This is a genomic window from Haemophilus seminalis (assembly GCF_006384255.1).
GTDB lineage: Bacteria > Pseudomonadota > Gammaproteobacteria > Enterobacterales > Pasteurellaceae > Haemophilus > Haemophilus seminalis.
Window position 1 is genome coordinate 28,585 of record NZ_VCED01000008.1, and the last position, 12,501, is coordinate 41,085.

General features: G+C 39.2%; 6 protein-coding genes. 4 read left to right on the forward strand and 2 right to left on the reverse strand.

Annotated elements, in window-relative coordinates; translation table 11 throughout:
- The first annotated feature begins 97 nt into the window (after positions 1-97).
- Entirely contained in the window at positions 98-4,126 is a 4,029-nt protein-coding gene (gene rpoB, locus FE813_RS09400; protein WP_139990330.1) for a DNA-directed RNA polymerase subunit beta, read from the forward strand.
- A 125-nt stretch (positions 4,127-4,251) separates the two neighbouring features.
- Entirely contained in the window at positions 4,252-8,520 is a 4,269-nt protein-coding gene (gene rpoC, locus FE813_RS09405; RefSeq protein WP_139990331.1) for a DNA-directed RNA polymerase subunit beta', read from the forward strand.
- 195 nt (positions 8,521-8,715) lie between these two features.
- Here the strand turns inward: rpoC and FE813_RS09410 are convergent, their stop codons facing one another.
- Together FE813_RS09410 and ansB are read right to left on the reverse strand one after the other, a co-directional pair.
- Positions 8,716-10,038, reverse strand: a complete 1,323-nt coding sequence (locus FE813_RS09410; RefSeq protein ID WP_139990332.1) for an anaerobic C4-dicarboxylate transporter — start codon at positions 10,036-10,038, stop codon at positions 8,716-8,718.
- A gap of 157 nt (positions 10,039-10,195) precedes the next feature.
- Positions 10,196-11,245, reverse strand: a complete 1,050-nt coding sequence (gene ansB, locus FE813_RS09415) for an L-asparaginase 2 (RefSeq protein ID WP_139990333.1) — start codon at positions 11,243-11,245, stop codon at positions 10,196-10,198.
- Positions 11,246-11,465: 220 nt separating this feature from the next.
- On the opposite strand from ansB, the gene FE813_RS09420 reads away from it, so the two are divergent.
- Positions 11,466-11,912 (forward strand): rhodanese-like domain-containing protein, encoded by a 447-nt coding sequence (locus tag FE813_RS09420; protein ID WP_139990334.1) that lies wholly within the window; start codon positions 11,466-11,468, stop codon positions 11,910-11,912.
- A 13-nt stretch (positions 11,913-11,925) separates the two neighbouring features.
- Positions 11,926-12,435, forward strand: coding sequence for a protein-export chaperone SecB (gene secB, locus FE813_RS09425; RefSeq protein WP_005629412.1), 510 nt, complete (start codon positions 11,926-11,928; stop codon positions 12,433-12,435).
- Positions 12,436-12,501: the final 66 nt, after the last annotated feature.

Sequence of the window (12,501 nt, forward strand, 5' to 3'; positions counted from 1 at the left end):
CTACAGAAGTAAGGTTCAGAGTGCGGTCATTTTAACGGTCATTCACGTCACAGTTAGTTTGTGGCTAGGTCACTGAACAGTTAGCAGAGGAAAACCAATGGGTTACTCCTATTCTGAAAAAAAACGAATTCGTAAAGATTTCGGTAAACGTCCGCAAGTTTTAAATGTTCCTTATTTATTAACCATTCAGTTGGATTCTTTTGATAAATTTATTCAAAAAGATCCTGAAGGTCAGCAAGGTTTAGAGGCGGCATTCCGTTCTGTATTCCCTATTGTAAGTAATAATGGCTATACAGAATTACAATATGTAGATTATCGTTTAGAAGAACCTGAATTTGATGTACGTGAGTGCCAAATTCGTGGCTCAACTTATGCAGCAGGCTTACGTGTAAAATTACGTTTAGTGAGCTACGATAAAGAATCTTCTTCACGCGCAGTTAAAGATATTAAAGAAAATGAAGTTTATATGGGTGAAATCCCATTAATGACTGATAACGGTACTTTCGTAATTAATGGTACCGAGCGTGTTATCGTTTCACAATTACACCGTAGTCCAGGCGTATTCTTCGATTCTGACAAAGGTAAAACCCATTCTTCAGGTAAAGTGCTTTATAATGCACGCATCATTCCTTACCGTGGTTCTTGGTTGGATTTTGAATTCGATCCAAAAGATAACTTATTTGCGCGTATTGACCGTCGTCGTAAATTACCGGCAACAATCATTCTTCGTGCATTAGGCTACACCACTGAAGAAATCTTAAACTTATTCTTTGACAAAATTACCTTTGAAATCGCCAGCGATAAATTGTTAATGACTTTAGTGCCAGAACGTTTACGTGGTGAAACAGCTTCTTTTGATATTGAAGCAAATGGCAAAGTTTATGTTGAACGTGGTCGTCGTATTACCGCACGCCATATTAAGGCATTAGAAAAAGATAAAATTTCACAAGTCGTTGTACCTTCTGAATATATTTTAGGTAAAGTTGCGTCGAAAGATTATGTTGATTTAGAGTCTGGCGAAATTATTTGCCCTGCAAATGGTGAGATTTCTTTAGAGACTCTTGCAAAATTAGCACAAGCAGGTTACACCACGATCGAAACTTTATTTACTAATGATTTAGATTACGGTCCATATATTTCTGAAACACTACGTGTAGATCCAACTTATGACAAAACCAGTGCGCTTTACGAAATTTATCGTATGATGCGTCCGGGTGAGCCACCAACACCAGAATCTTCAGAAGCGTTATTCAATAATTTATTCTTCTCTGCAGAGCGTTATGATTTATCTGCTGTCGGTCGTATGAAATTCAATCGTTCTTTAGCGATCGCAGAAGGTGAAGGCGCTGGCACTTTAAGCAATGAAGATATTATTGCGGTAATGCGTAAATTGATCGACATCCGTAATGGTCGCGGCGAAGTGGATGATATTGACCACTTGGGTAACCGTCGTATCCGTAGTGTAGGCGAGATGGCGGAAAACCAATTCCGTATTGGTTTAGTGCGTGTAGAAAGAGCGGTGAAAGAACGCTTATCTTTAGGTGATTTAGATGCAATCACACCGCAAGACTTAATTAATCCAAAACCAATTTCTGCAGCGGTGAAAGAATTCTTTGGTTCTTCACAACTTTCGCAATTTATGGACCAAAACAACCCATTATCAGAAGTCACGCACAAGCGTCGTATTTCTGCATTAGGTCCAGGCGGTTTAACTCGTGAGCGCGCAGGCTTTGAAGTGCGTGACGTACATAATACCCACTATGGTCGTTTATGTCCGATTGAAACCCCTGAAGGTCCAAACATCGGTTTGATCAACTCACTTTCTGCTTTTGCACGCACTAATGATTATGGCTTCTTAGAAACACCATATCGTAAAGTGGTTGATGGCCAAGTTACTGAAGAAATTGAATACTTATCTGCAATTGATGAAGCAAACTATATCATTGCACAAGCAAACTCAAATTTAGACGAAAATAACCGTTTTACTGATGCCTTTGTTACTGCACGTGGTGAGCGTGGTGAATCAGGTTTATATAAACCTGAAGATATTCACTATATGGACGTTTCGACACAACAAGTGGTATCTGTTGCGGCTGCATTAATTCCATTCCTTGAGCATGACGATGCGAACCGTGCGTTAATGGGTGCGAACATGCAACGTCAAGCAGTTCCAACATTACGTGCTGACAAACCATTAGTTGGTACAGGTATGGAAAAACCAATCGCACTTGACTCAGGTGTTGCGGTTGTTGCAAAACGCGGTGGTACAGTTCAGTACGTCGATGCTTCTCGTATCGTTATTAAAGTAAATGAAGATGAAACCATTGCAGGTGAAGCTGGTATTGATATTTATAACTTAATCAAATATACCCGTTCTAACCAAAATACTTGTATTAACCAAATTCCTTGTGTGAATTTAGGCGATCCAATCAATCGTGGTGAAGTATTAGCAGATGGTCCTTCTACTGATTTAGGTGAGCTTGCATTAGGTCAAAATATTCGCGTGGCGTTCATGCCTTGGAACGGTTATAACTTCGAAGACTCAATGTTAGTTTCTGAACGTGTTGTTCAACAAGACCGTTTCACTACCATCCATATTCAAGAATTATCTTGTGTTGCGCGTGATACCAAGTTAGGTGCAGAAGAAATTACAGCGGATATTCCAAACGTAGGTGAGTCAGCGTTAAGCAAACTTGATGAATCTGGTATTGTTTATGTTGGCGCAGAGGTTAAAGGTGGTGACATCTTAGTAGGTAAAGTAACGCCTAAAGGTGAAACTCAATTAACTCCAGAAGAAAAACTTTTACGCGCAATCTTTGGTGAAAAAGCTTCTGATGTGAAAGATTCTTCATTGCGCGTACCAAATAGCGTAACAGGTACTGTAATTGATGTTCAAGTCTTCACCCGCGATGGCGTGGAAAAAGACAAACGCGCACTAGAAATTGAAGAAATGCAATTAAAACAAGCGAAAAAAGACCTTTCTGATGAATTAGAAATCTTGGAAGCTGGCTTATTCGCACGTGTTCGTAATCTTCTTATCTCTGGTGGTGTTGATGTTGCTCAATTAGATAAATTAGAGCGTTTAAAATGGTTAGAACAAACCATTGCAGATGAAGAAAAACAAAATCAATTAGAACAGCTTGCAGAGCAATACGAAGAACTTCGTAAAGAGTTTGAACATAAACTTGAAGTGAAACGTAAGAAAATCATCAAAGGTGATGATCTTGCACCGGGCGTGTTAAAAGTGGTTAAAGTTTACCTTGCAGTGAAACGTCAAATCCAACCGGGTGATAAAATGGCGGGTCGTCATGGTAACAAAGGTGTTATCTCGAAAATTAACCCAGTTGAAGATATGCCATACGATGAGAATGGCCAACCCGTTGAGATCGTATTGAACCCACTGGGCGTACCATCTCGTATGAACATCGGTCAGATCCTTGAAACTCACTTAGGTTTAGCTGCGAAAGGTATTGGTGATCAAATCAATGCAATGCTTAAACAAAAACAAGAAGTGGAAAAATTACGTGGTTATATTCAAAAAGCGTATGACTTAGGTAATGGCTCACAAAAAGTGGATTTAAGTACCTTCACTGATGAAGAAGTATTGCGTTTAGCTGAAAATCTACGTAAAGGTTTACCAGTTGCGACACCAGTATTTGATGGTGCAGCTGAAGCTGAAATCAAAGAGTTATTAAAACTTGGTGGATTACCAACTTCAGGTCAAATCACTTTATATGATGGTCGTACAGGCGAGAAATTCGAGCGTCCAGTAACAGTAGGTTATATGTACATGCTCAAATTGAACCACTTAGTTGATGACAAAATGCATGCTCGTTCAACGGGTTCTTATAGCCTTGTTACGCAACAACCATTGGGTGGTAAAGCTCAATTCGGTGGTCAACGTTTCGGTGAGATGGAGGTATGGGCACTTGAAGCATATGGTGCAGCTTACACCTTACAAGAAATGTTAACGGTGAAATCTGATGATGTGAATGGTCGTACGAAGATGTATAAAAACATCGTAAGTGGTAACCAACACATGGACCCAGGCACACCGGAATCTTTCAATGTAATTATGAAAGAAATCCGCTCACTTGGTTTAAATATCGAGTTAGACGAAGAGTAATCAGTAGGGGAGTGAAGAATTTATGATTCACTCACCTTACGAAAGAAAAATCGCCGAAGTGCGGTGGAAAAACATCGAAATTTTTAACCGCACTTTAAACCTTTAACTCCGACAGGAGAACATTTGTGAAAGACTTAGTTAAGTTTTTAAAAGCACAGTCAAAAACCAGTGAAGATTTTGATGTGATTAAAATTGGGTTAGCTTCCCCAGATATGATCCGTTCTTGGTCATTTGGTGAAGTGAAGAAACCTGAAACCATTAACTACCGTACGTTCAAGCCTGAACGTGATGGTCTTTTCTGTGCGCGTATCTTCGGGCCTGTAAAAGATTACGAATGTTTATGTGGTAAATATAAACGTTTAAAACACCGTGGTGTGATTTGTGAAAAATGTGGTGTTGAAGTCACTCAAACTAAAGTTCGTCGTGAACGTATGGGCCACATTGAACTTGCATCGCCAGTTGCACATATTTGGTTCTTAAAATCATTACCGTCTCGTATCGGTTTACTTTTAGATATGCCATTGCGCGATATCGAACGTGTACTTTATTTTGAAATGTATATCGTGACCGAACCGGGTATGACTGATTTAGAGCGCGGTCAATTATTAACAGAAGAACAATACCTTGACGCTGAAGATCGTTGGCAAGATGAATTTGAAGCGAAAATGGGTGCTGAAGCGATTCAAGATCTCTTAAAAGGTATGGATCTTGAAGTTGAATGTGAAAAATTACGTGAAGAATTACAAGAAACTAACTCTGAAACTAAACGTAAAAAAATCACTAAACGCTTAAAATTATTAGAAGCGTTTGTTCAATCTGGTAATAAACCAGAGTGGATGGTGATGACTGTATTACCAGTTCTTCCACCAGATTTACGTCCATTAGTACCGCTTGATGGTGGTCGTTTTGCAACTTCAGATCTGAACGATTTATATCGTCGTGTGATCAACCGTAACAACCGTTTAAAACGTTTATTAGATTTAATTGCACCAGATATTATTGTGCGCAACGAAAAACGTATGTTACAAGAATCTGTTGATGCGTTATTAGATAATGGTCGCCGTGGTCGTGCAATTACTGGTTCTAACCGTCGTCCATTAAAATCATTAGCGGACATGATCAAAGGTAAACAAGGTCGTTTCCGTCAAAATTTATTAGGTAAACGTGTTGACTATTCAGGTCGTTCTGTAATCACTGTTGGTCCATACTTGCACTTACACCAATGTGGTTTGCCGAAGAAAATGGCCTTGGAATTATTCCGTCCGTTTATCTACGCTAAATTAGAAAGCCGTGGTTATGCTACGACAATCAAAGCGGCTAAGAAAATGGTTGAGCGTGAAGATGCGATCGTTTGGGATATTCTTGCAGAAGTTATTCGTGAACACCCAATTCTATTGAACCGTGCGCCAACACTTCACCGTTTAGGTATCCAAGCCTTTGAACCGATCTTAATCGAAGGTAAAGCGATTCAATTACACCCACTCGTTTGTGCGGCGTTCAACGCGGACTTCGATGGTGACCAAATGGCGGTACACGTTCCATTAACGCTTGAAGCTCAATTAGAAGCTCGTGCGTTGATGATGTCAACCAACAACGTGCTTTCACCAGCAAACGGTGATCCGATTATCGTTCCATCACAAGACGTGGTCTTAGGTCTTTACTATATGACCCGCGAAAAAGTGAACGGTAAAGGCGAAGGCATGTTATTGCAAGATCCTCGAGAAGCTGAAAAAGCATATCGTACAGGTGAAGCAGAATTACATTCTCGCGTGAAAGTACGTATTACTGAATATGTGAAGAATGAAGCAGGCGAATTTGATGCGAAAACCACGCTTACTGATACAACTATCGGTCGTGCGATTTTATGGATGATTGCACCACAAGGTATGCCTTATTCATTGTTCAACCAAACATTAGGCAAAAAAGCCATTTCTAAACTGATTAACGAAGCATATCGTCGTTTAGGTTTAAAAGAAGCAGTAATGTTTGCTGACCAAATTATGTATACCGGTTTTGCTTATGCGGCACGTTCTGGTTCATCAGTTGGTATTGATGATATGGAAATTCCTGCTAAGAAATACGAAATTATTTCTGCAGCGGAAGAAGAAGTGGCAGAGATCCAAGAACAATTCCAATCAGGTCTTGTGACTGCAGGCGAACGCTATAATAAAGTAATCGATATTTGGGCCGCAGCGAATGAACGCGTAGCGAAAGCGATGATGGAAAACCTATCTCAAGAAGAAGTCATCAACCGAGAAGGTAATCCTGAAAAACAAGCGTCCTTTAACAGTATCTTTATGATGGCTGATTCTGGTGCTCGTGGTTCTGCAGCACAGATTCGTCAGTTAGCAGGTATGCGTGGTTTGATGGCTCGTCCAGATGGTTCGATCATTGAAACCCCAATTACAGCAAATTTCCGTGAAGGTTTGAACGTATTACAGTACTTTATTTCAACCCACGGTGCACGTAAAGGTTTGGCGGATACCGCATTAAAAACAGCTAACTCAGGTTACTTAACTCGTCGTTTAGTTGACGTAGCACAAGACTTAGTGATCGTAGAAGATGACTGTGGTACGCACGAAGGCTTAGTCATGACCCCATTAATCGAAGGTGGAGATGAAAAAGTTCCACTTCGTGAATTAGTGTTAGGTCGTGTCGCTGCAGAAGATATTTTAAAACCAGGTACAGAAGAAGTATTAATTCCTCGTAACACGTTATTAGATGAAAAACTATGTGATGTGTTGGATGCAAACTCTGTAGACAGCGTAAAAGTACGTTCTGTTGTAACTTGTGATACTGATTTTGGTGTATGTGCGAAATGTTATGGTCGTGATCTTGCGCGTGGTCATTTAATTAACCAAGGTGAAGCAGTGGGTGTTATTGCTGCTCAATCTATCGGTGAGCCGGGTACACAGTTAACCATGCGTACGTTCCATATCGGTGGTGCGGCATCTGCGGCAGCGAAAGAATCGAGTGTACAAGTTAAAAACACTGGTACATTACACTTAATGAATGCGAAATTTGTTACTAATGATGAAGGTAAATTAGTATTAACTTCTCGTAATACTGAATTAACTATTACCGATGCATTTGGTCGTACTAAAGAACACTATAAAGTGCCTTACGGTGCGGTGTTAAGCAAAGGTGACGGTCAAGAAGTTACTGCAGGCGAAACTATCGCAAATTGGGATCCACATACAATGCCAGTTGTCTCTGAAGTATCTGGTTTTGTGAAATTCGTTGATATTATTGATGGTTTAACTGTAACGCGTCAAACCGATGAATTAACAGGTTTATCATCAATCGTGGTTCAAGATGTGGGTGAACGTGCTACTGCTGGTAAAGATTTACGTCCAACCATTAAATTAGTTGATGCAAATGGTAACGATATTTTCTTACCTGAAACTGATGTTCTTGCACAGTATTTCTTACCGGGTAAAGCAATCGTAAGTTTAGACGATGGTGCGGCAGTAAAAGTGGGTGAACCATTAGCACGTATTCCGCAAGAATCTGTGGGTACTAAAGATATTACCGGTGGTCTACCGCGCGTTGCAGATTTATTTGAAGCACGTAAACCAAAAGAACCCGCTATCTTGGCTGAAATTTCTGGTATCGTGTCTTTCGGTAAAGAAACCAAAGGTAAACGCCGTTTATTAATTACTCCTGTGGAAGGCGAAACTTACGAAGAAATGATTCCAAAATGGCGTCAGCTCAACGTATTTGAAGGCGAAATGGTACAACGTGGTGACGTAATTTCTGATGGTGCTGAAACACCACATGACATTTTACGTTTACGTGGCGTGCGTGCTGTAACTGAATATATTGTGAACGAAGTACAAGATGTTTACCGCTTACAAGGGGTAAAAATCAACGATAAACATATCGAAGTTATCGTTCGTCAAATGTTACGTAAAGCGGTAATTACTAAAGCTTACGACTCAGAATTCCTTGAGGGGGAACAAGTCGAAGTCGCTCGCGTAAAAATCATCAACCGTCAACGTGAAGCAGAAGGTAAACCACCAGTTGAGTTTGAACGCGAATTATTGGGTATCACCAAAGCGTCTCTTGCGACTGAATCCTTCATCTCTGCCGCATCGTTCCAAGAAACTACTCGTGTTCTTACCGAAGCAGCAGTGGCAGGTAAACGTGATGAATTACGTGGCTTGAAAGAGAACGTAATCGTTGGTCGATTAATCCCTGCAGGTACAGGTTTTGCGTATCATCAAAGCCGAGTTAAAAATCGTCAAAAAGCGGCTGATTTAGCAACATTAGCTGCGGAAGATGTGGCTTCTGCTTTCGCAAGTGATGCGGATATCGCTGATGAATTTGAAATGATCGCAGATGATGCTACACAAAATCTTGCTGCATTATTAAATTCAGAAATGGAAGATTAATTTCCCAAAGATGAAAAAAGCCCCGAAAGGGGCTTTTTTATTATAGCTACTCAAAGTTTGATTATAAAAGTCATATGCTATTTGTATGACGGGAAATAGTTTAAGTGAATGATAAATAGAAAAATCCTCGCTATATAATGAATAAATCTGATAAGCAAAATTCAATATATAGGAGGATTGTTATTGAATCACATCTTAAAGAAGAATGTGAGAAAGACCTAAACCGATTAATAAGCAGAAAAGCATGCTTAATAAACCAGGAATCATAAAGCTATGGTTTAAAATATATTTACCAATTTTGGTTGTACCCGTAGTATCGAAATCAATGGATGCAATGATTGGACCGTAATTAGGAATAAAGAAGTAACCATTTACTGCCACAAATACACCGATTAATACTGGTGCAGGGATACCTAATGTGATACCAAGTGGGAACAATGTTGCGACTGTTGCGCCTTGACTGTTTACTAATACTGAAAGTACAAATAGCGCGAAAGCAAATGCCCATGGTGCAGTTTCAACTAAGCCTTTCACCATTTCTTTTACTTCGGTCATGTGCGCTTGCATCAATGTATCGCCTAACCATGCAATACCGAAGATTGCAATTACTGCACGCATACCTGCGTGGAATACAGAACCTTTAGTGATTTCAGTGCCATCTGGTTTACAAGTTAAGATAATTAACGCACCAATCGCTAACATAATGATTTCGATAGTGTGTGCCATCCCCATTGGTTTACCATCAAATACTGGACGTAAAGATGGAACAGCACCCATGATTACAACAAGTAATGAACCAAATAAGAATAAAGAAACAGAAATTTTAGCGGTTTTGCTCACTTCTACTTCTTTGACTGAAGTGGTAGAAGCAAAAGTATCTGCATATTTTGGATCATTTAAACGACGTTGATATTCCGGATCATCTTTTAATTCTTTACCCATTTTGTTTACAAATAAACAAGCAATAAAAATACCTAAGATGGTTGAAGGAATAGTTACCATTAATACGTCGCCAAGATGGATGCCTTGAGGTTCAAGGTAAGCCACGACCGCTACAACAGCTGCCGCAATAGGGCTTGCTACGATAGCAAATTGTGATGCGATTACCGCCATTGACATTGGGCGTTCTGGACGGATACCGTTTTGACGGCTCACTTCAGCGATAACTGGTAATACAGAATATGCTACGTGGCCAGTACCCGCTAAGAAAGTGAATAACCAAGTTACTGCTGGTGCGATAAACGTAATGTGTTTAGGATTACGACGTAAGATTTTAGTTGCGATTTTGATCATGTAGTCTAAACCGCCAGCTGCTTGCATTGCCGCCGCCGCTGCCACTACAGCCATAATCATAAACATAACATCAATAGGTAAACCTGCTGGTTTTAGACCAAAGCCAAAAGAAAGAATAGCAAGGCCTAAACCACCAAATACACCTAAACCGATACCACCTACACGTGCACCCACAAAGATACACAATAATACGATGGCAAATTGTAGTAAGAACATTGCAGACATACTGCCCCCTAAGTTAATTAAAAAACATCTTTGTTTTATTTGTTAAAACAGCGCTTAATATAGCAACAAATAGGTATCGATTCCATAACATGGATCAATAAATTGTGGTCAAAAGTGCGGTTATTTATAACCACACTTTTGTTTCTTACAATTGATCTTAGAAGTCTTCGAAATATTGTTGAATTACTTTTGGATCTTTAGTTTGAGTTAAAGCTAATTGCAAGAGTACGCGGGCTTTTTGTGGATTTAAAGTACCTGATGCTACAAAGCCATATTTACTATCATCAACTTCAGCGTCACGAGTTGTATAGCCAGTTGGTACACGAGAAGAACGAACTACAACGACGCCATCTTTCGCGGCTTTTTCTAAGCGATCTAAGTGTGCAGCATTAACATTTCCATTGCCAACTCCTGCAGATACAATCCCTTGATAGCCAGCATTGAGTAATGCGTTTAGTGGTTCAACAGGTGCATTTGAATAAGCATAAATAATTCCCACTTTTGGTAGGCTATCTAATTTTTCTATGTTAAACGGAGTGTTGATGGTATGTTTGCTTTCTGGGGAACGTTCATAGTCCACTTTGCTGTTATGAATATAGCCTAGAGAACCATAATTTGGTGAATGGAAAGTTTGCACTGCGGTCGTACTGGTTTTTGTGACATCGCGAGCACCTAGTACTTCATTATTCATTGCGACTAAAACGCCACGACCACTCGATTTTTTGTCTGCTGCGACAACGACAGCATTGTAAAGATTTAATGGACCATCAGCACTTTTTTCTGTTGCAGGACGCATTGCCCCTACGAGAACAACCGGTTTTTCACATTTTACGGTTAAATCTAAGAAATAAGCCGTCTCTTCCATGGTATCTGTACCATGGGTAATGACAAATCCATCAGTACTTTTACATTGAGCATTGATGGCTTTTGCAAGTTTTAGCCAGACTTCGTCATTCATGTCTTGTGAACCTATTTTTACAATTTGCTCACCTTTAATGTTGGCAATATTTTTCATTTCTGGTACAGCTTCAATTAAAGTATCAATACTTAATTGTCCAGCTTTATACGCAGAATTTACCGAACTTTGCCCGCTTCCTGCAATAGTACCACCCGTTGCCAAGATTGTAATATTTGGTAAGTCAGCTGCATTTGCTATTGAAATACCTAGACCAAATAAAGTACATAAGGCTAATTTAGTTAATTTCATAGATTTCTCCTAATGAATAAAAATTACTTTCTAATCATCTAACTAAATTGAGCTATTCTGAATAATGAAAATGTAAATTTATGATCCCGATCACATAATTTTTTGTTGATTGTATAACCTTTATACAAGTACGGAATTTAAGCATAATTTTTTTGAAAGATAACCCAAGTGCGGTTATACTTGAGCCCTATTTTGACGTATTTAATCAATAGAGAAAATAATGCAAGAATTTATCCCAATGGCAACAGAGTTTGCTCAAAAACATACTCTTTTAGCGGTTTCTTGGTTTGCGATTTTCGTGATGGTGGTTTATACCTTCTATAAAGGCGCAACGAGTAAATTTAAAGTCATCGCTCACAATGAGGTGATTCGTTTAATAAATGCGGATGAAGCTATTGTGGTTGATTTACGCAGTATTGAAGAATTTCAACGTGGTCATATCATTGATAGCATTAATTTACTTCCAAGCGAAATTAAAAATCAAAACATCGGTAAAATTGAACAACACAAAGAAAAAGCAATCGTGTTGGTAGATATTAACGGTGTTTCCGCACCAGCTTCAGCTACACTTTTAGCGAAACAAGGTTTTAACCGTGTGTTTGTGTTAAAAGAAGGCATTTCTGCATGGGCTGCGGCAAATTTACCTTTAGTTAAAAAACATAAATAATAAGGAATAGAAAATGTCAGAACAAAAACAAGACGTTGCTGCAACAGAAGAACAACAACCCGTTCTTCAAATTCAACGTATTTATGTGAAAGATGTGTCTTTTGAAGCACCAAATCTTCCACATATTTTCCAGCAAGAATGGAAACCAAAACTTGGTTTTGATTTAAGCACCGAAACGACTCAAGTTGGTGATGATTTATATGAAGTGGTATTAAACATTTCTGTTGAAACTACACTTGAAGATAGTGGTGATGTCGCATTTATTTGTGAAGTAAAACAAGCTGGCGTGTTCACTATTAGCGGTTTAGAAGATGTTCAAATGGCGCATTGTTTAACTTCTCAATGCCCGAATATGCTTTTCCCTTATGCGCGTGAATTAGTGTCTAACTTAGTAAATCGTGGTACGTTCCCTGCGTTGAATTTATCTCCAGTAAACTTTGATGCATTGTTTGTTGAATATATGAATCGCCAACAAGCAGAAAATGCAGAAGAAAAATCTGAAGAAGGTCAAACTAAACACTAATAAAGTGGTAAAACAAAAGGCAAGCTAGGAATCCTAACTTGCCTTTTTTGTTGTTAAAGTGCGGTT